This window comes from Streptomyces sp. NPDC048659 (assembly GCF_040650575.1).
GTDB lineage: Bacteria > Actinomycetota > Actinomycetes > Streptomycetales > Streptomycetaceae > Streptomyces.
Genome location: NZ_JBEZHM010000018.1, coordinates 34,150 through 57,500, shown reverse-complemented (window position 1 = coordinate 57,500; position 23,351 = coordinate 34,150). Strand labels below are relative to the sequence as shown.

Annotated in this window: 20 protein-coding genes and 1 tRNA gene; 10 read left to right on the top strand and 11 right to left on the bottom strand. The window is 72.3% G+C overall.

Annotated features, from left to right (window positions below):
• The first annotated feature begins 72 nt into the window (after positions 1 to 72).
• The 7 genes from AB0C99_RS16535 (at position 73) to AB0C99_RS16505 (ending at position 8,822) form a co-directional block, all read left to right on the top strand.
• Positions 73 to 1,869: a PQQ-binding-like beta-propeller repeat protein gene (locus AB0C99_RS16535; protein ID WP_362475411.1), complete on the top strand. Its 1,797-nt coding sequence runs from the start codon at positions 73 to 75 to the stop codon at positions 1,867 to 1,869.
• A 79-nt stretch (positions 1,870 to 1,948) separates the two neighbouring features.
• Positions 1,949 to 3,742 carry a PQQ-binding-like beta-propeller repeat protein gene (locus AB0C99_RS16530; RefSeq protein ID WP_362475410.1) on the top strand — a complete coding sequence of 598 codons (1,794 nt, stop codon included), beginning with the start codon at positions 1,949 to 1,951 and terminating at the stop codon, positions 3,740 to 3,742.
• A 132-nt stretch (positions 3,743 to 3,874) separates the two neighbouring features.
• A complete protein-coding gene (locus AB0C99_RS16525) occupies positions 3,875 to 4,552 on the top strand; it encodes a response regulator transcription factor (RefSeq protein WP_362475408.1) in 678 nt (225 codons plus the stop codon).
• Positions 4,553 to 4,680: 128 nt separating this feature from the next.
• Positions 4,681 to 5,721 carry a galactose-1-phosphate uridylyltransferase gene (galT, locus tag AB0C99_RS16520; RefSeq protein WP_362475406.1) on the top strand — a complete coding sequence of 347 codons (1,041 nt, stop codon included), beginning with the start codon at positions 4,681 to 4,683 and terminating at the stop codon, positions 5,719 to 5,721.
• Positions 5,718 to 6,701 (top strand): UDP-glucose 4-epimerase GalE, encoded by a 984-nt coding sequence (galE, locus tag AB0C99_RS16515; RefSeq protein WP_362475404.1) that lies wholly within the window; start codon positions 5,718 to 5,720, stop codon positions 6,699 to 6,701. The genes galT and galE overlap by 4 nt, the downstream gene beginning before the upstream one ends.
• Complete coding sequence (galK, locus tag AB0C99_RS16510; RefSeq protein WP_362475402.1) at positions 6,698 to 7,852, top strand: galactokinase; 1,155 nt, start codon at positions 6,698 to 6,700, stop codon at positions 7,850 to 7,852. The genes galE and galK overlap by 4 nt, the downstream gene beginning before the upstream one ends.
• 241 nt (positions 7,853 to 8,093) lie before the next feature.
• Positions 8,094 to 8,822, top strand: coding sequence for a response regulator transcription factor (locus AB0C99_RS16505; RefSeq protein ID WP_362475400.1), 729 nt, complete (start codon positions 8,094 to 8,096; stop codon positions 8,820 to 8,822).
• On the opposite strand, the gene AB0C99_RS16500 is transcribed toward AB0C99_RS16505, so the two are convergent.
• Positions 8,781 to 9,278, bottom strand: coding sequence for a MarR family transcriptional regulator (locus tag AB0C99_RS16500; protein ID WP_362475398.1), 498 nt, complete (start codon positions 9,276 to 9,278; stop codon positions 8,781 to 8,783). The genes AB0C99_RS16505 and AB0C99_RS16500 overlap by 42 nt on opposite strands.
• Before the next feature lie 178 nt (positions 9,279 to 9,456).
• Here AB0C99_RS16500 and AB0C99_RS16495 point away from each other — a divergent pair, with 178 nt between their 5' ends.
• Complete coding sequence (locus AB0C99_RS16495; RefSeq protein WP_362475397.1) at positions 9,457 to 10,296, top strand: trans-aconitate 2-methyltransferase; 840 nt, start codon at positions 9,457 to 9,459, stop codon at positions 10,294 to 10,296.
• Between the two features lie 67 nt (positions 10,297 to 10,363).
• Here the strand turns inward: AB0C99_RS16495 and AB0C99_RS16490 are convergent, their stop codons facing one another.
• Positions 10,364 to 11,059, bottom strand: coding sequence for a TetR/AcrR family transcriptional regulator (locus AB0C99_RS16490; RefSeq protein ID WP_362475514.1), 696 nt, complete (start codon positions 11,057 to 11,059; stop codon positions 10,364 to 10,366).
• The gene (locus tag AB0C99_RS16485) at positions 11,059 to 12,048 is read right to left on the bottom strand and encodes a fatty acid desaturase (RefSeq protein WP_362475395.1); all 990 of its coding nucleotides are present in this window, start codon (positions 12,046 to 12,048) and stop codon (positions 11,059 to 11,061) included. The genes AB0C99_RS16490 and AB0C99_RS16485 overlap by 1 nt, the downstream gene beginning before the upstream one ends.
• Positions 12,049 to 12,282: 234 nt before the next feature.
• Here AB0C99_RS16485 and ppc point away from each other — a divergent pair, with 234 nt between their 5' ends.
• Positions 12,283 to 15,012, top strand: coding sequence for a phosphoenolpyruvate carboxylase (gene ppc / locus AB0C99_RS16480; protein WP_362475393.1), 2,730 nt, complete (start codon positions 12,283 to 12,285; stop codon positions 15,010 to 15,012).
• A gap of 75 nt (positions 15,013 to 15,087) precedes the next feature.
• On the opposite strand, the gene AB0C99_RS16475 is transcribed toward ppc, so the two are convergent.
• The 8 genes from AB0C99_RS16475 to AB0C99_RS16440 all read right to left on the bottom strand — a co-directional run bounded on the left by AB0C99_RS16475 (position 15,088) and on the right by AB0C99_RS16440 (position 21,750).
• On the bottom strand, positions 15,088 to 15,897 hold the full coding sequence (locus tag AB0C99_RS16475) for an LPXTG cell wall anchor domain-containing protein (protein ID WP_362475391.1): 810 nt from the start codon (positions 15,895 to 15,897) through the stop codon (positions 15,088 to 15,090).
• Positions 15,898 to 16,097: 200 nt separating this feature from the next.
• The gene (locus tag AB0C99_RS16470) at positions 16,098 to 16,541 is read right to left on the bottom strand and encodes a hypothetical protein (protein ID WP_362475389.1); all 444 of its coding nucleotides are present in this window, start codon (positions 16,539 to 16,541) and stop codon (positions 16,098 to 16,100) included.
• Positions 16,542 to 16,581: 40 nt separating this feature from the next.
• A complete protein-coding gene (gene pth, locus AB0C99_RS16465; RefSeq protein WP_362475387.1) occupies positions 16,582 to 17,181 on the bottom strand; it encodes an aminoacyl-tRNA hydrolase in 600 nt (199 codons plus the stop codon).
• Positions 17,182 to 17,308: 127 nt separating this feature from the next.
• The gene (locus tag AB0C99_RS16460; RefSeq protein WP_362475385.1) at positions 17,309 to 17,899 is read right to left on the bottom strand and encodes a 50S ribosomal protein L25/general stress protein Ctc; all 591 of its coding nucleotides are present in this window, start codon (positions 17,897 to 17,899) and stop codon (positions 17,309 to 17,311) included.
• A gap of 246 nt (positions 17,900 to 18,145) precedes the next feature.
• The gene (locus tag AB0C99_RS16455) at positions 18,146 to 19,120 is read right to left on the bottom strand and encodes a ribose-phosphate diphosphokinase (RefSeq protein WP_362475383.1); all 975 of its coding nucleotides are present in this window, start codon (positions 19,118 to 19,120) and stop codon (positions 18,146 to 18,148) included.
• Positions 19,121 to 19,241: 121 nt separating this feature from the next.
• Positions 19,242 to 20,690 (bottom strand): bifunctional UDP-N-acetylglucosamine diphosphorylase/glucosamine-1-phosphate N-acetyltransferase GlmU, encoded by a 1,449-nt coding sequence (glmU, locus tag AB0C99_RS16450; RefSeq protein WP_362475381.1) that lies wholly within the window; start codon positions 20,688 to 20,690, stop codon positions 19,242 to 19,244.
• Positions 20,691 to 20,796: 106 nt separating this feature from the next.
• Positions 20,797 to 20,876: transfer RNA gene (locus AB0C99_RS16445), tRNA-Gln, on the bottom strand.
• A gap of 13 nt (positions 20,877 to 20,889) precedes the next feature.
• Positions 20,890 to 21,750, bottom strand: a complete 861-nt coding sequence (locus AB0C99_RS16440; protein WP_362475379.1) for a hypothetical protein — start codon at positions 21,748 to 21,750, stop codon at positions 20,890 to 20,892.
• A 154-nt stretch (positions 21,751 to 21,904) separates the two neighbouring features.
• Here AB0C99_RS16440 and AB0C99_RS16435 point away from each other — a divergent pair, with 154 nt between their 5' ends.
• A complete protein-coding gene (locus tag AB0C99_RS16435) occupies positions 21,905 to 23,317 on the top strand; it encodes a histidine kinase (RefSeq protein WP_362475377.1) in 1,413 nt (470 codons plus the stop codon).
• The last annotated feature ends 34 nt before the right edge of the window (positions 23,318 to 23,351 follow it).

Genomic DNA, 23,351 nt, shown 5'->3' with positions numbered 1-23,351 from the left:
GGCGGACCGGTCACTTTTGCGCCAACGCGTGAGTGGTAGAAAGAAAACCCGCTCACAAAAGGGGGAACCGAGATGACCCAGCCGCCCAGCAACCAGCCGCCGGGGGGCTTCGGCGCTCCGGACCCGAACGTGCCGCCGGTGCCCCCGGTCCCGCCGCAGGCACCTCCGGTCCCGCCGCAGGCCCCGACGGCTCCGCAGGCGCAGCCGGGACCGTACGGGTATCCGCAGCAGCCGCCGCAGCAGCCGCAGCCCGGCCCGTACGCCCAGCAGCCGGGCCCGTACGGCTACCCGCAGCAGCCGCAGCAGCCCGGCCCGTACGCCCAGCAGCCCGGCCCCTACGGCCAGCAGCCCGGTCCGTACGGCCAGCAGCCGAACCCGTACGGCGGCTACCCCGGCGCCCCGGTGCCGCCGCCCCCGTCCTCCGGCGGCGGCAACCCCTTCAAGGGCAAGCCCGGTCGCATCGTGGCCGCGGCGGTCGCCGGGCTGCTGGTCATCGGCGGCGTCGGCTGGTTGGCCTTCGGCGGCGACGACGGCAAGGAGCCGGTCGCCAAGCCGGGCAACTCCACCAGCCCCACGCCGAAGCCCTCCGACTCCGTCGACCAGGGCGACGGCAGCGGCGACGGCCAGAACGGCGACGAGAGCCTGAACGCCGGCCGCAAGGACGGCGAGGCGAAGCTCGCCTGGCTGCTGAAGAACGACGTGGACCTGCCGCGCAACGGCGCCGACGTCTTCGGCCCGTGGATCGTCGGCGACACCGTCGTCAAGGGCATGTACAAGGGCATCGACGGCTACAGCCTGGCCGACGGCTCCCCGAAGTGGCACGTCGACGTGCCCTTCGAGCTGTGCGCCGCCCCGCCGGAGCCCTCCGCGAACGGCACCATGGTCTTCGCGTACAACGACAGCGCGGGCGACCGCGCCAAGTGCACGCAGCTGCAGCAGGTCGACCTCAAGACCGGCAAGGCGGGCTGGATGAAGGCCGTCCCCAAGGCCACCGGCCTCTTCGCCTTCTCCGACAACACCCTCGCCATCAGCGGCGACACGGTGACCGCCGCGGGCTCCAGCTCCGCCTACGGCTTCTCGCTCACCGACGGCAGGCAGCTCTTCACCGGCCCGTCCGACGGCTGCAAGCCCTTCGCGTACGCGGGCGGCAGCAGGCTCATCGCCGCCTCCAAGTGCCCCTCCGGCGACGTCAACAAGCAGTCGCAGGCGGTCAGCGAGGTCGACCCGGCCACCGGCAAGGCCAAGTGGACCTTCAAGCTCCAGACCGACTGGGAGGTGGACCGGGTCTACTCGGTGGACCCGCTCGTCGTCTCCGCCACCCAGCGCGCGCAGAAGAAGTGGGCGGTCTTCTCGCTCAACGCGAACGGCTCCGAGCGCTCCCAGATCCAGGGCGGCAAGGACAAGTTCGCCCCGAACTGCGGCGGCACCTTCGTCGTCTTCGGCAAGAACCTCCAGGGCTGCACCGGGGTCGCCGCCGACGCGAACACCTTCTACATGGCGACCGAGAGCGCGTACGGCACCCCCAACGAGGTCGTCGCCTTCGACCTGAACACGGGCAAGCCCAAGTGGCGCTCCAAGGCGCCCGGCGAGCAGCAGATGACCCCGCTGCGGATGCAGGGCTCCGACGTGCTGCTCTACGTCGAGCCGCGCTACGACACGGGCGGCGCGGTCGCGACCCTCGCCCCGACCGGCGGCGCGCCGAAGGTGCTGCTCCAGCACCAGGCGGCGGTCTCGACGGTCGAGAGCTCCTTCTACAACGCCCGCTTCGCCTACGCCGACGGCACGTTCGTGATCGCCTCGGGCCGGGTCTCCGCCTCCAACGACAAGGCGGAGAAGGAGGTCAAGACGATGATGGCGTACGGCAAGTGACACCCCGCCGTCCGTCCCGTCCCCGTCTCCACCCGCTTCCCCGTCCCCGTTCCCGTCCCCGCTCCGAGGTGCCCACGTCATGACCCAGCCCCCGCCACCCCCGCCGAACCAGCCCCCCGGCCCGCCGCCGGGCGGCTTCGGCGCCCCGCAGGACCCGCCGCCGGGCGGCTTCGGCGCGCCCACGCCCCCGCCGCAGCAGCCGCCCTACGGCTACCCGCAGCCCCAGCCGCCGCAGCAGCCGTACGGCTATCCCCCGCAGCAGCCGTACGGGTACCCGACGCAGCCGCAGGGGCAGCCCCAGCCCCCGCAGCCGCCGTACGGCCAGCCGCCCCAGCAGCCGTACGGCTATCCGACGCAGCCGGTGTACCAGCAGGCCCCGCCGCCGGGCCCCGGCGGCGGGAAGAAGCCGTCGGCGCAGGCACGGATCGTCATCGCGGCCGTCGTCGCCGTCGTGCTGCTCGTCGGCGTCGGCCTCTGGTACGCGAACTCCGGCGGTGACGAGGGACCGGGCAAGGACGCCAAGGGCACCACCGCGGGCGGCACCGCGTCCGGCGGCGGCTCCGGCGGCACGGGCGGCGGCGGCGCGGACGGGCCGGGCAAGGAGAAGGCCCCGGCGAACACCGCGGCCAAGCTGACCGTCCAGCTCCCGCAGCCGAAGGTCGAGGACGTCACCGACGTCGCCGGTTCCTGGATCACCGCCAAGGCGTACGTGAAGACCGGGGTGAACTCGGTCGTCGGCTACGACCTGGACAAGGGCACCGCGCTGTGGACGCTGCCGCTGACCGGCCAGGTCTGCGGCACCTCCCGGCACGTCACCGCGGACGGGAAGACGCCGATCCTCTTCGAGGCGGGCAAGCGGATGCCGCCGAAGAACTACCAGCCGTGCACCGAGGTCGGCCTGGTCGACCTGAACACGGGCAAGCTGGTCTGGTCGACCTCCGTCACCGGCGGCGCGGCGGGCGACGGCAAGGCCAAGTTCAACGAGGTCACGCTGTCCGGCGCGACCGTCGCCGCGGGCGGCACCGACGGCGGCGCGGCCTTCGACGTCGCCAACGGCAACCCGCGCTGGAAGCCGCAGGCCAACGCGCAGAACTGCTACGACATGGGGTACGGCGGCGGCGCCGGCCTGGTCGCGGCCCGCAAGTGCGGCCCGTACGGCAGCCAGTACGTGCTGATCCAGAACCTCAACCCGACGACGGGCGCCCCGCTCTCGCAGTACCGGATGCCCGCGGGGGTCGACTACGCCTCGGTCGTCTCGACCAGCCCGCTGGTGGTGGCCGCCGACGTCGGCGACACCGCGACCGACGGCTCCGGCATCTCGGACTTCTTCTCGATCGACGAGAAGACCGGCAAGCTGAAGGCGAAGATCTCGGCGGACTCCGACCGCTACGCGGCCCGTTGCCGCTCCACCGAGGTGGAGAACTGCAGCAAGGTCCTGGTCGGCAACGGGCGGCTCTACCTGCCGACCGAGAAGCACGAGGGCAGCACCGGGGAGTACGGCGACGAGACCAACGAGATCGTCGCCTTCGACCTGGCCAGCGGGCAGCCGGTGCCGGAGAAGGCGGACGCGGGCGACCGCTACACGATGGTGCCGCTGCGCATGGACGGCGGCAACCTCGTCGCGTACAAGCTGCCGCCCTACGACAAGGGCGGGCAGGTCGTCGCCATCGACGGCGCCACCATGAAGCAGACCACGCTGCTGGAGACCCCGGCGGTCAAGGGCCTCGACAACCCCGAGCGGACCTTCTCCTCGGACTACTCGGAGGCGCTCTACGCCGACGGCCGGTTCTTCCTGTCCGAGGTCATGATCTCCAAGCAGCGCACGTCCTCCTCCGCCAAGGAGTACCTGGCGGTGGGGTACAGCACGCACTGACACAGGCCCAGGGCGGGTTCGCGGCAGCCCGGCGCACCGATGCACATCGGCGCGCCGGGCTGTTTGCGCGGCGGCCGCCCGGCGAAGAATTCGACAGTCCGGGGGGATGGGGGAGAGATGGGGGCCAGATCGATGGGCGTTCGGCTCGTGGTGGTCGACGACCACCGCCTGCACGCGGAGGCGCTGGCCTCGGCGCTGAAGCTGCGCGGGCACCGGGTGCTGGCGTCGGCGGCGCCGGTGGCGGGCGCGGCGGAGCTGGTGGTGAGCCGGGCGCCGGAGGTCTGTCTGCTGGGCACCTCGGCGCCGGCCGAGCCGGGCGCCTTCGACCCGGTGGCGCGGATCAAGCGGGAGCGCCCGCAGGTGGCGGTGGTGGTGCTCGGGCCGGTGCCCTCGCCGCGCGGGATCGCGGCGGCGTTCGCGGCGGGCGCCTCCGGGTACGTGCGCCACGACGAGCGGATCGAGGGGGTGGAACGGGCGCTGGTGAAGGCCCGCGCGGGGGAGGCGGCGGTGGCGCCGCAGCTCCTCCAGAGCGCCTTCGCGGAGCTGCTGAACCCGGCGGCGCAGCCCGACGACGAGGGGCAGCGGCTGCTGCGGATGCTCACGCCGCGCGAGGTGGAGGTGCTGGTCAGGGTGGCGGAGGGCGAGGACACGCGGGTGATCGCGGCGGGGATGGCGATCGCGCCGAGCACCGCGCGGACCCATGTGCAGCGGGTGCTGATGAAGCTGGGCGTGGGCTCGCGCCTGGAGGCGGCGGCGCTGGCGGCGCGGACGGGGCTGCTGGACCGGGTGCCCGCGCAGCGGCTCGGCTGAACCCCGGCCCCTCGGCGCTTCGTTGACCCTTCCGAGTGGTCGGGTGTGGTGGAGTGTTGACCATCGATGTTCGATTATGGTTTTTTATGGGTGGTTCTGTTGGATGGAGGCTGTGGAGGCCGCCCGCCGTGAAGAAGACCGTCACCCTGCTCGCCGACGGGCGTCAGCTCATCTACTTCGACCTCGACGAGGACGCCGCCCGCGACGCGGCCGACCCGCGCCCCCTCGACCCCGTCGCCTCCGCCTCCGAGCTGCGCCACGACCCGCTGCTCGGCGAGGACGTCGCCATCGCCTCGCACCGGCAGGGCCGGATCTACCACCCGCCCGCCGACAGCTGCCCGCTGTGCCCCTCCACCGGGGAGCGGCACAGCGAGATCCCGGCCCCGGCGTACGAGGTGGCGGTCTTCGAGAACCGTTTCCCCTCCCTGTCGGGCGCCCACGGCCGCTGCGAGGTCGTCTGCTTCACCTCCGAGCACGCCGCCTCCTTCGCGGACCTGACCGAGGAGCGGGCCGCCCTGGTGCTGGCCGCCTGGACCGACCGCACCGCCGAGCTCTCCGCCCGGCCCGGCGTCCGGCAGGTCTACTGCTTCGAGAACCGGGGCGCCGAGATCGGCGTCACCCTCGCCCACCCGCACGGCCAGATCTACGCCTTCCCGTACACCGCCCCGCGCACCGCCACCATGCTCCGCAACGCCGTCGCGCACCGCGCCGCCACCGGGCGCAACCTCTTCGACGAGGTCCTGGAGCGGGAGCGGGCCGGGGAGCGGGTGGTGCTGGCCGGGGAGCACTGGACCGCCTTCGTGCCGTACGCGGCCCGCTGGCCGTACGAGGTGCACCTCTACCCGCACCGGCGGACCGGCGACCTCACCGGGCTCGACGCGGCGGCCCGCGCCGAGTTCCCCGGGATCTATCTGGAGCTGCTGCGCCGCTTCGACCGGATCTTCGGGGCGGGCGAGCCGCCGACCCCGTACATCGCCGCCTGGCACCAGGCCCCGACGGCGGGCGCCGGGCGCGAGGAGTTCGCGCTGCACCTGGAGCTTTTCACCGTCCGCCGGGCCTCTGGCAAGCTGAAGTACCTCGCGGGCACCGAGTCCGGCATGGGCGCGTTCATGAACGACGTGTCGCCGGAGTCCGCGGCCGACAGACTCCGAGAGGTGGCAAGCAGTTGAGCAAGGCAGCGTCGTCGAAGTACCTGGTGACCGGTGGGGCCGGCTACGTGGGCGGCACGGTCGCCGCCCACCTCCTTGAGGCGGGGCACGAGGTCACCGTCCTCGACGACCTCTCCACCGGCTTCCGGGAAGGCGTCCCGGCCGGCGCCGAGTTCATCGAGGGGCGCATCCAGGACGCCGCGAAGTGGCTCGACTCCAGCTATGACGGCGTGCTGCACTTCGCCGCGTACTCCCAGGTCGGCGAGTCCGTCGCCAAGCCCGAGAAGTACTGGGACAACAACGTCGGCGGCACCATGGCGCTGATCGCCGCCATGCGCGAGGCGGGCGTGCGCCGCCTGGTGTTCTCCTCGACCGCCGCCACCTACGGCGAGCCCGAGTCCGTGCCGATCACCGAGTCCGCGCCGACCGCGCCGACCAACCCGTACGGCGCGACCAAGCTGGCCGTCGACCACATGATCTCCGGCGAGTGCGCCGCGCACGGCCTGGCCGCCGTCTCGCTGCGGTACTTCAACGTGGCCGGCGCCTACAAGGAGTGCGGCGAGCGGCACGACCCCGAGTCGCACCTGATCCCGCTGGTCCTCCAGGTCGCCCTCGGGCAGCGCGCCGCGATCAACGTCTACGGCGACGACTACCCGACACCCGACGGCACCTGCGTGCGCGACTACATCCACGTCGCCGACCTCGCCGAGGCCCACCTGCTGGCCCTGGACGCGATGACCGCGGGCGAGCACCTGATCTGCAACCTCGGCAACGGCAACGGCTTCTCCGTGCGGGAGGTCGTCGAGACCGTCCGCGAGGTCACCGGCCACCCGGTGCCCGAGGTCATGGCCGAGCGCCGCGCCGGGGACCCGGCCGTGCTCGTCGCCGCGGCCGACGCGGCGCGCGAGCGCCTCGGCTGGACCCCGTCCCGCCCGGATCTGGCGGCCATCGTCGAGGACGCGTGGGCGTTCGCGCGGAAGAAGGAGCAGGGACAGGCATGAGCACGGTGGCGGCGGAGTTCGCGGCGTTGTACGGGGCGGCCCCCGAGGGGGTCTGGGAGGCCCCCGGGCGGGTCAACCTGATCGGCGAGTACACCGACTTCAACGAGGGCTTCGTCCTGCCGCTGGCCCTGCCGCACACCGCCGCGGCCGCCGTCTCCCGCCGGGACGACGGCGTGCTGCGGCTGCACTCCGCCGACATCGGCGGCGGGGTCGTCCGGCTCGACGTCGAGACCCTGGAGCCGCTGTCCGGGGCCTCGGGGTACGGCTGGGCCGCGTACCCCGCCGGGGTGGTGTGGGCGCTGCGGGCCGCCGGGCACCCGGTGACCGGCGCGGACGTCCACCTGACGTCGACGGTGCCGACCGGCGCGGGACTGTCCTCCTCCGCGGCCCTGGAGGTCGTCACCGCCCTCGCCCTGAACGACCTGTTCGGCCTCGGGCTGTCCCGCCCCGAACTGGCCGTGCTCGCCCAGCGCGCGGAGAACGACTTCGTGGGCGTGCCGTGCGGGGTGATGGACCAGATGGCCTCCGCCTGCGCCACCGAGGGCCACGCGCTGTACCTGGACACCCGTGACCTCTCGTACCGGCAGGTGCCCTTCGACCTCGCGGCCCGGGGGCTCGGCCTGCTGGTGGTGGACACCCGGGTGAAGCACGCGCTCGGGGACGGCGCGTACGCCGAGCGGCGCGCCGGGTGCGAAGCGGGTGCGCGGGCGCTCGGCGTGCGCGCGCTGCGCGACGTGCCCGCCGCGCAACTGTCCGATTCCCTCGCACGGTTGGACGACGAAACGGTCCGCCGCTATGTGCGGCACGTCGTCACCGACGACGACCGCGTCGAGCGGGTGATCGCCCTCCTCGACGCGGGCGACCCGGCCGCCGTGGGGCCCCTGCTCACCGAGGGCCACGCCTCGCTCCGCGACGACCTGCGGGTCTCCTGCCCCGAACTGGACCTCGCGGTCGGGGCGGCGAACGCGGCGGGCGCGCTGGGCGCCCGGATGACCGGCGGCGGCTTCGGCGGCTCGGCCGTCGTGCTGGTCGCGGCGGACCGGGCGGACGCGGTCGCCGCCGCCGTCGGGCGGGCCTTCGCCGAGGCGGGCCACGGCGCCCCCGGGATCTTCCCGGCGGTCCCGTCGGCGGGCGCCCGCCGGGTGCTCTGAATCCCCCAAGAACCCACAGGCGGCGCACAGTTCCGCGAATCGGCCTCCACCGGAGCCGCGCACCTCTACCCTGGTGCGCAGCGCCGGTGGGGGCCGGTGCTGTTTCAGGGGTATCGAGACCCGCCGGGTACGGCGCCCGGGGCGGGGTAACTGTCAGGGCACGGCGGCGGCCGTGCGACCGGCGGACCCGCCCCCGGCGCCGTGCCCGCGCCGGGCCGTTCCTCGACACTTGGGAGTGTCCGTGGCCCGTATCCGGGTTCTCGTGGTGGACGATCACCGCATCTTCGCCGAGTCGCTCGCCGCCGCCCTCGCGGCGGAGCCCGACGTGGACGTCACCGCCGCCGGCAGCGGCCCGGCGGCGCTGCGCTGCCTGGACCGGGCGGCGGGGGAGGGGCGCCGCTTCGACGTGATGCTGGTCGACTCCGACCTCGGCGGCGGCGACGGGGTCGCGCTGGTCGCGGGGGTGCGCGAGGGGCGGCCGGGGCTGCGCTGCGTGGTCCTCGCGGAGAAGGACGACGCCCCCCGGGCGGCCCTGGCGCTCCAGGCGGGCGCCTGGGGGTGGGTGGCCAAGGACTGCTCGCTGCAGCGGCTGCTGGCCGTGGTGCGCGGGGTGCTGCGGGACGAGACCCATCTGCCGCCCGCGCTGCTCACGGGGGTGCTGCGGGAGCTGACGGAGGCCCGCAAGCACCGGACGGAGAGCGAGCGGCTGGTGGAGTCGCTGACCCCGCGCGAGCGGGAGGTGCTGCGCTGCATGGTGGCCGGGCTGGGGCGCAAGGCGGTGGCGGAGCGCCTGTTCCTGTCGCCGCACACGGTCCGTACGCACATGCAGAACGTGCTGGGCAAGCTGGGCGTGCACTCGACGCTGGCGGCGGTGGCGCTGGCCCGGCGGGCCGGGGTGGGCCCGGCGGAGGAGCCGCCGGGGGCCGCGCTAGCCGGGGATGTTGTCGAACGGGGCGGTCAGCTGGCGTAGCAGCGCGGCCAGTTCGGCGCGCTCGGTGCGCGAGAGGCGGGCCAGGATGGCCCGCTCCTGGGCCAGCAGCCCGGCGAGGGCCTGGTCGGCGCGGTCGCGGCCCTCGGGGGTGAGGCGGACGAGGACGCCGCGCCGGTCGCTGGGGTCGGGCAGCCGCTCGACGAGGCCCTTCTTGGTGAGCCGGTCGATGCGGTTGGTCATGGTGCCCGAGGTGACCAGGGTCTGGGTGAGGAGCTGGCCGGGGGAGAGCTGGTAGGGCGCGCCGGCCCGGCGGAGCGAGGTGAGGACGTCGAACTCCCAGGGCTCCAGCTGGTGCTCGGAGAAGGCGAGCCGACGGGCGCGGTCGAGGTGCCGGGCCAGGCGTGAGACACGGCTGAGCACCTCGAGCGGTTCCACGTCGAGGTCCGGGCGCTCTCGGCGCCATGCAGCGACCAGCCGGTCGACCTCGTCCTCCATGACGATCAGTGTAGAGGGTCTGTTGACATAAAGTCTCTTGGTATTAAGTCTCTCGTTTTCGAGCATCTCGATAACAAGAATCTTGACGTCGAGATATAGTCTCCTGGACTATGGGGAAGGGACCGGGCCGGAACTCCGTTCCGCTTCGGCAACTCGTTCCAGCAAGGGGGCTTCGAACATGCATTCCGTGGAATCCGCCGCACCGACATGGGACCCACAGCAGTACCTCCGCCACGCGGGCCACCGCACCCGTCCCTTCCTCGACCTGCTCGCCCGAATACCTCAGCTCCCCGCCGCCGACGGCCGGCCCGCCCGGATCGCCGACCTCGGCTGCGGCCCCGGCAACGTCACCGCCCTCCTCGCCGACCGCTGGCCCGACGCCCACATCACCGGCCTCGACCTCTCGCCCGAGATGCTGGAACGCGCCGAGAAGGACTGGGCGGGCACCACGGCGGGCGGAGGCTGGCTCGACTTCCGCGCGGCCGACGCGGCCCACTGGACCCCCGACGAGCCCTACGACCTGATCGTCTCCAACGCGGCCCTGCAATGGGTGCCGAACCACCCCGAGTCCTTCGCCCCCTGGATCGCCGGACTGCGCCCCGGCGGCACCTTCGCCTTCCAGGTCCCCGGCAACTTCACCTCGCCCAGCCACGCCCTGCTCGGCGAACTCTGCGAGACCCCCGAGTGGCGCGGGCGCGTCGGCGACCAGGGACGGCGCTACGTCCACATCCTGGAACCCGCCGACTACCTCCAGCGGCTCGCCGACCTCGGCTGCGAGACGGACGTCTGGGAGACCACGTACATCCAGCTCCTCCCCGGCGAGGACCCCGTCCTCGACTGGGTCAAGGGCACCGCCCTGCGGCCCGTCCTCACCGCCCTGCGGGACGACCGGGCCGCCACCGAGGCGTTCCTCGCCCAGTACCGCGAGCGGCTCCGCGCGGCCTACCCCCCGGGCCCGCACGGCACCGCGTTCCCGTTCCGCCGGATCTTCGCCGTCGCCACCAGAACACCGGCGTGACACGGGGGCGGGGGCGCCGCACGCCACCGCGCGCGACGCCCCCGCCCCCGGGCGCCCGAGAAGGCCGTCAGTTCTTGCGGTGCCCTATCAACCGAGGCTTCTGCTCCAGCCCGTCCAGGCCGTGCCAGGCCAGGTTCACCAGGTGCGCCGCGACCTCCGCCTTCTTCGGCCGGCGCACGTCCAGCCACCACTGCCCCGTCAGCGCCACACTGCCCACCAGGGCCTGCGCGTACAGCGGCGCCAGCTTCGGGTCGAAGCCGCGGGCCTTGAACTCCAGGCCCAGGATGTCCTCCACCTGCGTGGCGATGTCGCTGATCAGCGAGGCGAAGGTGCCCGTCGACTGCGCCACCGGCGAATCCCGGACCAGGATCCGGAAGCCGTCCGTGTACCGCTCGATGTAGTCCAGCAGCGCGAAGGCCGCCTGCTCCAGGAGCTCCCTCGGATGCCCGGCGGTCAGGGCCCCCGTCACCATGTCCAGGAGCTGGCGCATCTCCCGGTCCACCACCACCGCGTACAGGCCCTCCTTGCCGCCGAAGTGCTCGTACACCACCGGCTTCGACACCCCGGCCTTCGCCGCGATCTCCTCCACCGACGTGCCCTCGAAGCCCTTCTCCGCGAAGAGGGTGCGGCCGATGTCCAGGAGCTGCTCCCGGCGCTCCGCACCCGTCATCCGCACCCGTCGGCCCCGCCGGGCCTTGGGTTCGCTCGTACTGCCGGTGCCGCCGGTACCGCCTGTGCTGCCTGTGATCGCCACGTCTTCCATCATGCCGCGTCGGCGGGGGTGCGCCGGCGCCGGGCTTCGATGCGGGCCGCCGCCGGCCAGCGCACGTCCGAGGCCCAGCCGAGCTGCTCGAACCAGCGGATCAGCCGCGCGCTGGAGTCCACCTGGCCCTTCAGGACGCCGTGCCGCGCCGAGGTCGGGTCCGCGTGGTGCAGGTTGTGCCAGGACTCGCCGCAGGACAGCACCGCCAGCCACCACACGTTGCCCGAGCGGTCCCGCGACCTGAACGGGCGCTTGCCCACCGCGTGGCAGATCGAGTTGATCGACCAGGTCACGTGGTGCAGCAGCGCCACCCGCACCAGCGAGCCCCAGAAGAACGCCGTGAACGCGCCCCACCACGACATCGTCACCAGGCCGCCCACCAGCGGCGGGATCGCCAGCGACACCAGCGTCCACAGCACGAACTGCCGCGAGATGCGGCGGATCGCCGGGTCCTTGATCAGATCGGGCGCGTACGTGTGCTGCGGCGTCTGCTCCTCGTCGAACATCCAGCCGATGTGCGCCCACCACAGGCCCTTCATCAGCGCCGGCACCGTCTCGCCGAACCGCCACGGCGAATGCGGGTCGCCCTCTGCGTCGGAGAACTTGTGGTGCTTGCGGTGATCCGCCACCCAGCGCACCAGCGGCCCCTCCACCGCCAGCGAACCCATGATCGCCAGCGCGATCCGCAGCGGGCGCTTCGCCTTGAACGAGCCGTGCGTGAAGTACCGGTGGAAGCCGATCGTGATGCCGTGACAGCCGATGAAGTACATCGCCGTCAGCAGGCCCAGATCCAGCCAGCTCACCCCCCAGCCCCAGGCCAGCGGCACCGCCGCCACCAGGGCCACGAACGGCACCGCGATGAACAGCAGCAGCGTGATCTGCTCGATCGACCGCTTGCTGTCACCCCCCAGCGTCGCGGAGGGCGGATCCGGTGCCGTCCCGCGCGCCCCGGTGGCGGATTCCGAGGTCACCTCGGTGCTGATGGTCATGGCTGTCCCCTGGGGGGTGAGAGTGAGGGCGGGTACGAGAAGAAGCCGAGGCTACGGTCCCGTAACCTACGGCGACGTAAGTATGTCAGCGCGTCGGCGCCCGGCAAGAGCGCCTAAGCCGGGGCGTTGCCCGTGCCGCCGGATCGGACACCTATCCTGGGTGCGTCGGACAGCGCGGTCCGCAGCCTCCAGTACCCCTCCAGACGTGCTCAAACACTGCAAGGAGCCGCACCTGTGAGCAGTGCCGACCAGACCTCCACAGCCAGCGCCGAGCTGCGCTCCGACATCCGCCGACTGGGCGACCTGCTGGGCGAGACGCTCGTCCGCCAGGAGGGCCCGGAGCTCCTGGACCTCGTCGAGAAGGTCCGCCGCCTCACGCGCGAGGACGGCGAAGCCGCGGCCGAGCTGCTGCGCGGCGTCGAGCTGGAGACCGCCGCCCGCCTCGTACGGGCCTTCTCCACCTACTTCCACCTCGCCAACGTGACCGAGCAGGTGCACCGCGGACGTGAGATGCGCGACAGGCGCGCCGCGGAGGGCGGGCTGCTCGCCCGCACCGCCGACATGCTCAAGGACGGCGACCCCGAGCACGTACGCGAGACGATCAAGAATCTCAACGTGCGGCCGGTGTTCACCGCGCACCCCACCGAGGCCGCCCGCCGCTCGGTCCTCAACAAGCTGCGGCGCATCGCCGTGCTCCTGGAGACCCCGGTCATCCAGGCCGACCGGCGCCGCCACGACCTGCGGCTCGCCGAGAACATCGACCTCATCTGGCAGACCGACGAGCTCCGCGTCGTCCGGCCCGAACCCGCCGACGAGGCCCGCAACGCGATCTACTACCTCGACGAGCTGCACGGCAACGCCGTCGGCGACGTCCTGGAGGACCTCGCCGCCGAGCTGGAGCGCGTCGGCTTCGAACTGCCCGCCGGCACCCGCCCGCTCACCTTCGGCACCTGGATCGGCGGCGACCGCGACGGCAACCCCAACGTGACCCCGCAGGTCACCTGGGACGTGCTGATCCTCCAGCACGAGCACGGCATCACCGACGCCCTCGAACTCGTCGACTACCTCCGCGGCCTGCTCTCCAACTCCATCCGCTACGCGGGCGCCACCCAGGAGCTGCTCGACTCCCTCCAGGCCGACCTGGAGCGCCTCCCGGAGATCAGCCCCCGCTACAAGCGCCTCAACGCCGAGGAGCCCTACCGGCTCAAGGCCACCTGCGTGCGCCAGAAGCTCGTCAACACCCGCGAGCGGCTCGCCACCGGCACCCCGCACGTCGAGGGCCGCGACTACCTCGGCACCGCCGAACTCCTCCGCGACCTCACCCTGATCCAGACCTCGCTGCGCGAGCACCGCGGCGGGCTCTTCGCCGACGGCCGGATGGACCGCACCATCCGCACCCTGTCCGCGTTCGGCCTCCAGCTCGCCACCATGGACGTCCGCGAGCACGCCGACGCCCACCACCACGCCCTCGGGCAGCTCTTCGACCGGCTCGGCGAGGAGTCCTGGCGCTACGCCGACATGCCGCGCGACTACCGGCAGAAGCTGCTCGCCAAGGAGCTCAGGTCGCGCCGCCCGCTGGCGCCCACCCCCGCCCCGCTCGACCCGGCCGGCCAGAAGACCCTCGGCGTCTTCCACACCGTCAAGGAGGCGTTCGAGCGCTTCGGCCCCGAGGTCATCGAGTCCTACATCATCTCGATGTGCCAGGGCGCCGACGACGTCTTCGCCGCCACCGTCCTCGCCCGCGAGGCCGGCCTGATCGACCTGCACGCCGGCTGGGCCGAGATCGGCATCGTGCCGCTCCTGGAGACCACCGACGAGCTCCGCGCCGCCGACGTCATCCTCAACGACATGCTGGCCGACCCCTCCTACCGGCGCCTCGTCTCGCTCCGCGGCGACGTCCAGGAGGTCATGCTCGGCTACTCGGACTCCTCCAAGTTCGGCGGCATCACCACCTCCCAGTGGGAGATCCACCGCGCCCAGCGCCGGCTCCGCGACGTCGCCCACCGCTACGGCGTGCGGCTGCGCCTCTTCCACGGCCGCGGCGGCACCGTCGGCCGAGGCGGCGGCCCCTCGCACGACGCGATCCTCGCCCAGCCCTGGGGCACCCTGGAGGGCGAGATCAAGGTGACCGAGCAGGGCGAGGTCATCTCCGACAAGTACCTGATCCCGTCGCTGGCCCGGGAGAACCTGGAGCTCACGGTCGCCGCCACGCTCCAGGCGTCCGCCCTGCACACGGCGCCCCGCCAGTCCGGCGAGTCGCTGGCCCGCTGGGACGCCGCCATGGACACCGTCTCGGACGCCGCCCACGCGGCGTACCGCCGGCTGGTCGAGGACCCGGACCTGCCGACGTACTTCCTCGCCTCGACCCCCGTCGACCAGCTCGCCGACCTCCACCTGGGCTCGCGGCCGTCCCGCCGCCCCGGCTCGGGCGTCTCCCTCGACGGACTGCGGGCCATCCCGTGGGTGTTCGGCTGGACCCAGTCCCGCCAGATCGTCCCCGGCTGGTTCGGCGTCGGCTCCGGCCTCAAGGCGCTGCGCGAGGCCGGACTCGAAGAGGTCCTCGGCGAGATGCACGAGCACTGGCACTTCTTCCGCAACTTCCTCTCCAACGTGGAGATGACGCTCGCGAAGACGGACCTGCGGATCGCCCGGCACTACGTCGACACCCTCGTCCCCGAGGAGCTCCGGCACGTCTTCGACGCCATCCAGGCCGAGCACGACCTGACCGTCGCCGAGGTCCTGAGGGTGACGGGCGGCGAGAAGCTGCTCGACTCCAACCCGGTGCTCCAGCAGACCTTCGCCATCCGCGACGCCTACCTGGACCCGATCTCCTACCTCCAGGTCGCCCTGCTGGCCCGCCAGCGGGCCGCCGCCCAGCGCGGCGAGGACCCGGACCCGCTGCTCTCCCGGGCGCTGCTGCTCACGGTGAACGGCGTGGCGGCGGGCCTGCGCAACACCGGCTGACGGCCGTCCGGTCCCGGACATGACGGTGCCCCCGCGGGATCTCCCGCGGGGGCACCGTCATGACGGGGGTCCGGCTCAGTGCTGCTGCTGGGCCTTGCGGCGGCGGCTCACCAGGAAGGCGCCGGCGCCCGCGAGGACGGCGGCGACGGCGGCCAGGACGCCGATCGGGGCGCTCGAACCGGTCTGGGCCAGGTCACCGCCGGTGGAACCGCCGGTGCCCGCGGTGCCGTCGCCCGCGGTGGCGCCGGGGGTGGTGGCGGAGGCGGAGCCGGACGGCGACTCGGAGGAGCCCGGTGTCTCGGTGCCGGTGCTCGGGGTACCGCCGGTCGGCGTGTCCGAGGGGCTGGGAGTGCCGCCGGTCGGCGTGTCCGACGGGCTCGGCGTGGAGCCGGTCGGCGTGTCCGACGGGCTCGGGGTGGAGCCGGTCGGCGTGTCCGAGGGGCTGGGGGTGCCGGGCTGCTCGGGCTCGCCGGGCTCGCAGTCCGTCTTGAAGACCTTCTGCTTGGCGCGGCCGTTCTCGCCCTCGAAGTTCCAGAACAGCTTGTACTGGCCGTTCGGCAGGGTCATGTCCGCGGTGCGCTCGTGCCCGTCGGCGTCGAGGACGAGGGTGCCGTCCTTGACGGTGGTGCCCTTGTCCTTCGGGTTGTTGGCCCACGCCTCGATGTGCCACCGGACCTTCTGGCCGGCGTCGAAGCCGAAGGCGTCCAGGTAGAACGAGCAGACCTTCGGCTCGTTCTGCTTGAACTCCTCGCCGGTCTTGGAGTCGTGGATCTTGACGGTGCCGTTGTCGCCGTGGGGCTTGCCGCTGGCGAGCGCGCTCGGCGCCAGGACCAGGGAACCGGCCGTGGCCGCGACGAGCGCGGCGGGTATGAGGGATCGTCGCATGTGCTGTCGTCCAGGTGGGATGGGGAGCCGTGGGGGGCGGCGCGGAGGCAGCCTATCCGTCGCTTTAAGTCACCCTTAACCCAAAGGCGATAACGATTCGCCTGCAATCAGGCCATGATGGCCGAAAGTCGTCAGAGCGGGGGAGGGGAGGGGAGGGGAGGGGAGGGGAGAGGACAGGCGGGCACGCGTGCCCGCCCCCGTCAGAGCGCGAAGAACGTGCCGACCAGCACCGCCGCCCCCGCGCCCGCCACCGACCACGCCGTCCTCGGCAGCCGCATCCCGCCGCCGATCAGCGGCGCCGCCAGCAGCAGCGCCCCGCCCAGCGGCAGCCACGCGTGCAGCCCGCCGCCCCAGCCCGTACGGACCGCCTCCTGCGTCCCCGGCTTCACCACCACCGGCAGCGTCTCGCCCTTCCGGGCCGCCACCGAGTGCGCGATCGTCACCGCCCGCAGCCCCGAACCCGGGTCCTCGGACACGTAACGCCCGCTGCACGTCTCGTCGTTGCAGCCGGTCACCGTCAGCGTCCCGTGCTCACGCCCCTTCGGGAGCAGCACGTGCTGGGCCGTGTTCCAGGACGACCAGGCGCCCGCGACGAGCAGGAGCAGCACGACGAGGGCCATGGCGGCGTTACGGGCGAGCGTCATGACCCGCGATCGTACCGTCGTACCGCGCGGGCGACAGGACCTAGGAGTTGTACGCGGACTGGGCCCGCTCCAGGCCCTCCGTCACCAGGCACTCCACCGCGTCCGCCGCCCGGTCCACGAAGTGGTCCAGCTCCTTGCGCTCGGTCGACGAGAAGTCCTTCAGGACGAAGTCCGCGACCTGCATCCGGCCCGGCGGCCGGCCGATCCCGAACCGCAGCCGGTGGTACTCCGGGCCCATCGACTTCGTCATCGACTTCAGGCCGTTGTGCCCGTTGTCCCCGCCGCCGATCTTCAGCCGCAGCACCCCGTAGTCGATGTCCAGCTCGTCGTGGACCGCCACGATGTGCGCCGTCGGCACCTTGTAGAAGTCGCGCAGCGCCGTCACCGGGCCGCCCGACAGGTTCATGTACGACATCGGCTTCGCCAGCACCACCCGCCGGTTCGCCGGTCCGGGCGGGCCCATCCGGCCCTCCACCACCTGCGCCTGCGCCTTCTGCGCCCGCTTGAACTTGCCGCGGATCCGCTCGGCCAGCAGGTCCGCCACCATGAAGCCCACGTTGTGCCGGTTGCCCGCGTACTCGGGGCCGGGGTTGCCGAGGCCGACGATCAGCCAGGGGGCGTTCGCGTCGTCGTCCGTCATCTGCGCCAGGTCTCCTCGAATGCGTACAGGTCGAATGCGTACAGGTCGATTGCGTACAGACAGAAAGAAACGGGGTGCCGGGCCGTTCCCGGCCCGTCACCCCGTCACGTCAGGAAGAGCCTACGGCTCAGCCCTCGGCGCCCTCGGCGGCCTCGGTCTCCTCGGCGGCCGGCTCCTCGGCCTGCGCGGCCAGGACCTGCAGGACGACGGCGTCGGCGTCGGTCACCAGGGAGGCGCCGGCGGGGAGGACGATGTCCTTGGCGAGGATGGAGGCACCGGCCTCCAGGCCCTCGACGGAGACCGTGACGGCCTCGGGGAGGTGCGTGGCCTCGGCCTCGACGGAGAGGGTGCCGAGCACGTGCTCCAGCAGGTTGCCGCCGGCGGCGAGGTCGCCCTCGGCCTGGACGGGGATCTCGACGGTGACCTTCTCGCCGCGCTTCACGAGGAGCAGGTCGACGTGGATGAGGAAGCCCTTGATGGCGTCGCGCTGGACGGCCTTCGGGAGCGCCAGCTCGTTCTTGCCGTCGATGTCCAGGGAGAGCAGGACGTTCGGCGTACGCAGCGCCATGCCCAGCTCGTGCGCCGGAAGGGTGATGTGGGCCGGCTCCGAGCCGTGGCCGTAGACGACGGCGGGGACCTGGCTGGCGCGGCGGATGGCGCGGGCGGCGCCCTTGCCGAACTCGGTACGGACGGCAGCGGCGAGCTTGACCTCGGACATGTGCACTCCTCGTATGGGTGGTGACGTCTGTGACTGTCACCCGGCCACGACTGGCGATGGCCTGCTACGAAGAGCGCGTCGATAACGGACCGCCGGGATCCACAAGGATCCGGCCTCCCTCGCCGAGCAACCACGACAGTCTAGCGGCAGGCCACCAGGCGCCCAAATGGATCACGTGGGGGCACGCGTAAGGGCCGCTCCCCAGGGGGAGCGGCCCTTACGCGTGTGTCCTGTGGACTACGAGGCTCAGTGCTCCTCGAAGAGGCTCGTGACCGAGCCGTCCTCGAAGACCTCGCGCACCGCGGCGGCGATCGTCGGGGCGATCGACAGCACCGTGATCTTGTCGAGCTCCAGGGAGCCCGGGTCGGGCAGCGTGTCCGTGAACACGAACTCGCTGACCTTGGAGTTCTTCAGGCGGTCGGCGGCCGGGCCCGACAGGATGCCGTGCGTGGCCGTCACGATGACGTCCTCGGCGCCGTGCGCGAACAGGGCGTCCGCCGCCGCGCAGATGGTGCCCGCGGTGTCGACCATGTCGTCCACCAGGACACAGACACGGCCCTTCACGTCACCGACGACCTCGTGGACGGTCACCTGGTTGGCGACGTCCTTGTCACGGCGCTTGTGGACGATCGCCAGCGGCGCGTCCAGACGGTCGCACCAGCGGTCCGCCACCCGCACGCGGCCGGCGTCCGGGGACACGATCGTCAGCTTCGAGCGGTCCACCTTCGCGCCCACGTAGTCCGCGAGGACCGGCAGCGCCGACAGGTGGTCCACCGGGCCGTCGAAGAAGCCCTGGATCTGGTCGGTGTGCAGGTCGACCGTGAGAATCCGGTCCGCACCCGCCGTCTTCAGCAGATCGGCGACCAGACGGGCCGAGATCGGCTCGCGGCCGCGGTGCTTCTTGTCCTGACGGGCGTAGCCGTAGGACGGGATGATCACGGTGATGCTCCGGGCCGAGGCCCGCTTCAGAGCATCGAGCATGATCAGCTGCTCCATGATCCACTTGTTGATCGGAGCCGTGTGGCTCTGGATCAGGAAGCAGTCCGCGCCGCGCGCCGACTCCTGGAAGCGGACGTAGATCTCACCGTTGGCGAAGTCGAAAGCCTTGGTCGGCACGATGCCGACGCCCAGCTGGTGCGCGACCTCCTCGGCCAGCTCGGGGTGGGCGCGGCCGGAGAAGAGCATCAGCTTCTTCTCGCCGGTCGTCTTGATCCCGGTCACAGCACTGTCTCCTCGACGGTTTCTCTGGCCACGGATACCCGCGCTCCCGTGCGCGTGTGCGAGCCAGCCGAATTTGTGTGCACGTATCACGGTACGCCGAGTTCGACGTACTCGTTTCCGGTCAGCTTTCGCCGACGGAGTCCTCGGACGCGGCCTGAGCGGCCTGCGCGGCGGCACTGCCCGGCCGCTTGCGGGCCACCCAGCCCTCGATATTCCGCTGCTGGCCACGGGCGACGGCCAGCGAACCCGGCGGCACGTCCTTCGTGATCACGGACCCGGCGGCGGTGTACGCCCCGTCCCCGATCGTGATGGGTGCCACAAACATGTTGTCCGAACCCGTACGGCAGTGGGAACCGATCGTCGTGTGGTGCTTGGCCTCGCCGTCGTAGTTCACGAAGACGCTCGCCGCACCGATGTTCGTGTAGTCGCCGATCGTCGCGTCACCCACGTACGACAGGTGCGGGACCTTCGTCCCCTCGCCCACCACGGCGTTCTTCATCTCGACGTACGTGCCGGCCTTCGCCTTCGCGCCCAGCTTCGTCCCCGGACGCAGATACGCGAACGGGCCCACGGAGGCACCCTCGCCCACCACGGCGGAGTCGGCGACCGTGTTGTCCACCCGCGCCCCGCGCGCCACGGTCGTGTCCGTCAGGCGCGTGTTCGGGCCCACCACGGCGTCCTCGCCGACGTGCGTCGCGCCCAGCAGCAGCGTGTTCGGCAGCACCACCGCGTCCGGCTCGAACGTCACCGTCACGTCCACGAACGTCGAACCCGGGTCCACCACCGTCACGCCGGCGAGCATCGCCCGCTCCAGCAGCCTCTGGTTCAGCAGCGCGCGCGCCTCGGAGAGCTGCACCCGGTTGTTGATGCCCAGGATCTCCCGGTGGTCCGCCGCCACGGACGCGCCCACCCGGTGCCCGGCCTCGCGCAGGATCGACAGCACGTCGGTGAGGTACTCCTCGCCCTGGCTGTTGTCCGTCCGCACCTTGCCCAGCGCGTCCGCCAGCAGCGGGCCGTCGAAGGCGAACACCCCGGAGTTGATCTCCCGGATCGCGCGCTGCGCGTCGGACGCGTCCTTGTGCTCGACGATCGCGGTGACGGCGCCGGTGGCCTCGTCCCGCACGATCCGCCCGTAGCCGGTCGAGTCCGGCACCTCGGCCGTCAGCACCGTCACGGCGTTCTTGTCGGCCGCGTGCGTCTCGGCGAGCGCCCGCAGCGTCTCGCCCGACAGCAGCGGGGTGTCGCCGCAGACCACGACCACGGTCCCCTCGGGCGCCCGCCCGAGCTCCCCGAGCGCGGTGCGCACCGCGTGCCCGGTCCCGTTCTGCTGCTCCTGCACCGCGGTTCGCGTCCCCGCGTACCGCTCGTCCAGATGCCCCGTGACCTGCTCCCGCGCGTGCCCGACGACCACGACGAGGTCCTCGGGCTCCAGCTCGCGAGCGGCGGAGACGACGTGGCCGACGAGCGAACGCCCGGCGATCTCGTGCAGAACCTTGGGGGTCTTCGACTTCATGCGGGTGCCCTCACCCGCTGCGAGGACGACGACGGCGGCCGGGCGATTGGCGCTCACGGATGTGCCCTTCGGCTTCGGGGGGTGGACCTCCGAAGGATACCGGGGGGTACTGGGCGGGCCATGAGTAAGGGTCCCGACCGGAACGGTCGGGACCCGAAAGATGTGGCTCCCGGGGCAGGAGTCGAACCTGCGTCTTACCTGGATTCAAAGTCCAGTCGCCCCTGCCGACAGAGCAACCCGGGATAGCTCCGCCAGCCTACGCGTTCAGGCGCTGGGCCTCCACCACCAAGGCGGACCACCATCCTTCGATGCGACGGTAGAGCTCGGCACCTTGTGCGACGCGGACGACGAGGCAGCCGCGGTAGTCGGCCCCGGTGTTCTTCCGGACGGTCTTCGGGTTGTGCTTCTTGACCGTCGTCTTCTGGAACGCGGCCGGGGGGACCCCGACGAGCTCGGCCCAGTAGCGCTGGGCGCCCTCGATGTCCGCCGTCATGTGGATCATGACCCGAAACGCCAGCCGCTCCGGTTCGATCTTCAGAAGCCTCAACCAGGCGAGGTAGAGCAGGATGACACCGGGGTCGCTGTTGACGAACACGACGTTCTCCCGGCGTGCGTACGACTTGTCCTTCGTGCCCTCTGCCCAGTACAGGGCCGTTCCGGCCAGGAGCAGCTCCCGCTCGGTCATGGAGCCGATCTCCAGGGCCGCCGTCTGCTTGGTCTCCCTGCGCACGGCGTCGCGCACCGCGAGCTCGTGCTCCCAGCGCTTTCGGGCGGCGAGCTTGGCCTGCTCGGACGGATCGCGCCGCTCCGGCTTCGGCAGGTCCCTCACCCACAGGGAGATCGAGCTCTTCGAGCAGCCCAGCTCCAGCTGGATCTGGTCGTACGTCCTGCCCTCCAGGCGCAGCTCGCGGGCGCGGGCGCGGAGGTCGTCCTTGGCGTTGGGGCGGCGGGTCCAGGCCGGCGGGGGTTCTCCTTCGAGCAGGCGGTTGAGGAGGTCGTTGTTGTCGACGTGGAGGCGATCGCGGATCTGGCGGCGGCTGAGGCCCTCGCGGCGTAAGGCGACGGCCTGCTCGCGCAGGCTCTCGAAGTCCGTGTACTTGCTCGTGCTGGAAGTCATGACATTCAGGGTCGTCCGGAATGTCGACGTCCGGGTCGAAAGTCCTGTCGATTCAGTAGTTCGAGCGACTGATGTGCGCACACGTTGACGCGCGCCGCTCCGGGCGGGCCCGGAGGCGGGAAAATCGCTGGCTCTCGCCCGTAGGGTGGAAGGCATGACCACAACGGGGGCAGACCAGGACGCTCAGGGCGCGCGCGCCCCGCGTACATGGTGGTGGTGGGGGAGACGGCGCAGCGTCGTGCTCGACGTGCTGCTGGCCGTCGTGTCCGCGCTGGAGTGCGGGCTCGAAGGGGTCGGCTTCGCCGGCAAGGCGTCGCTGCCGGTGCCCGTCGGCGTGCTGTTCGGGCTCGTCGTCGGCTCCGTGCTGCTCGTGCGCCGCCGCTGGCCCATCACCGTCGTGCTCGTCTCGATCGCGGTCACGCCCGCCGAGATGGGCTATCTGATGGGCGTCGTCGGCCTGTACACGCTGGCCGCCTCCGAGGTGCCCCGCCGCCTGACCGCCGCGCTCGCCGGCATGTCCACCGTCGCCGCCTACCTGGTGACGATGGTCCAGCTCCGCCAGGACGTCGCCCACGCCGACGTGAACCAGCAGGACTTCGACCCCAGCGGCTGGTACGTCCCCGTCGTCTCGCTCCTGATGACCCTGGGCCTCAACGCCCCGCCGGTCCTCTTCGGCCTGTACATAGGCGCCCGGCGCCGCCTCATGGAGTCGCTGCGCGAGCGCGCCGACAGCCTGGAGCAGGAGCTCTCGCTGCTCGCCGACCGCGCGGAGCAGCGGGCCCAGTGGGCGCGCCAGGAGGAGCGGACGCGCATCGCGCGCGAGATGCACGACGTCGTCGCGCACCGGGTCTCCCTGATGGTGGTGCACGCGGCGGCCCTCCAGGCGGTCGCGTTGAAGGACCCGCAGAAGGCCGTGAAGAACGCGGCGCTGGTCGGCGACATGGGGCGCCAGGCGCTCACGGAGCTCCGCGAGATGCTGGGGGTGCTCCGCGAGGAGGTCCCCACGTCCTCCCCGGCCCTCCCGCTGGCCGCCGTGGGCCGTGCCGCCGCCGCGGCGGCGGAGGCCGCGGCGGGCGACGGCGGCCCCTGCCTGGACGCCCTGGAGGCGCTGGTCGAGCAGTCGCGGCAGGCGGGCGCCGTGGTGGAGCTGGTCGTGCTGGGCGAGCCCCGCGCGTACGGCGCCGAGGTGGAGCAGACGGCCTACCGGGTCGTCCAGGAGGCGCTGACCAACGTGCACAAGCACGCGGCGGGCGCCGAGGTCGTGGTCCGGCTGGCGCACCGCGCGGCGGAGGTCGCGATGCAGGTGGAGAACGGCCCCTCGGACGCGACCGTCGCCGACGCCGATCTGCCGAGCGGCGGCAACGGGCTGGTCGGGATGCGGGAGCGGGTGTCCGGGCTCGGCGGCGTCTTCGTGTCGGGCCCGACGGACGCGGGCGGCTTCCGGGTCAGCGCGGTGCTGCCGGTGGCGGAGGCGGAGACGGTGGCGGTGGCGGAAGCGAAGGTCGAGGCGGCCGAAGCGGTGCCGCAGGCCGCCACGGAGGCCGCCGGTACGGCTGGGGCCGCCTGAGCCGGGTGCCAACCGGCCCGACGCCCGACGCGCC

Bases quoted from the DNA above. Each gene is read 5' to 3' on its own strand.
- AB0C99_RS16525 (WP_362475408.1), top strand. From the start codon at position 3,875: ATGGGCGTTCGGCTCGTGGTGGTCGACGACCACCGCCTGCACGCGGAG.
- AB0C99_RS16495 (WP_362475397.1), top strand. From the start codon at position 9,457: ATGCATTCCGTGGAATCCGCCGCACCGACATGGGACCCACAGCAGTAC.
- AB0C99_RS16500 (WP_362475398.1), bottom strand. From the start codon at position 9,278: ATGGAGGACGAGGTCGACCGGCTGGTCGCTGCATGGCGCCGAGAGCGC.
- AB0C99_RS16535 (WP_362475411.1), top strand. From the start codon at position 73: ATGACCCAGCCGCCCAGCAACCAGCCGCCGGGGGGCTTCGGCGCTCCG.
- AB0C99_RS16460 (WP_362475385.1), bottom strand. From the start codon at position 17,899: ATGTCCGAGGTCAAGCTCGCCGCTGCCGTCCGTACCGAGTTCGGCAAG.
- AB0C99_RS16435 (WP_362475377.1), top strand. From the start codon at position 21,905: ATGACCACAACGGGGGCAGACCAGGACGCTCAGGGCGCGCGCGCCCCG.
- AB0C99_RS16440 (WP_362475379.1), bottom strand. From the start codon at position 21,750: ATGACTTCCAGCACGAGCAAGTACACGGACTTCGAGAGCCTGCGCGAG.
- AB0C99_RS16490 (WP_362475514.1), bottom strand. From the start codon at position 11,059: ATGGAAGACGTGGCGATCACAGGCAGCACAGGCGGTACCGGCGGCACC.
- AB0C99_RS16485 (WP_362475395.1), bottom strand. From the start codon at position 12,048: ATGACCATCAGCACCGAGGTGACCTCGGAATCCGCCACCGGGGCGCGC.
- pth (WP_362475387.1), bottom strand. From the start codon at position 17,181: ATGACGGACGACGACGCGAACGCCCCCTGGCTGATCGTCGGCCTCGGC.
- AB0C99_RS16475 (WP_362475391.1), bottom strand. From the start codon at position 15,897: ATGCGACGATCCCTCATACCCGCCGCGCTCGTCGCGGCCACGGCCGGT.
- galK (WP_362475402.1), top strand. From the start codon at position 6,698: ATGAGCACGGTGGCGGCGGAGTTCGCGGCGTTGTACGGGGCGGCCCCC.
- AB0C99_RS16470 (WP_362475389.1), bottom strand. From the start codon at position 16,541: ATGACGCTCGCCCGTAACGCCGCCATGGCCCTCGTCGTGCTGCTCCTG.
- AB0C99_RS16530 (WP_362475410.1), top strand. From the start codon at position 1,949: ATGACCCAGCCCCCGCCACCCCCGCCGAACCAGCCCCCCGGCCCGCCG.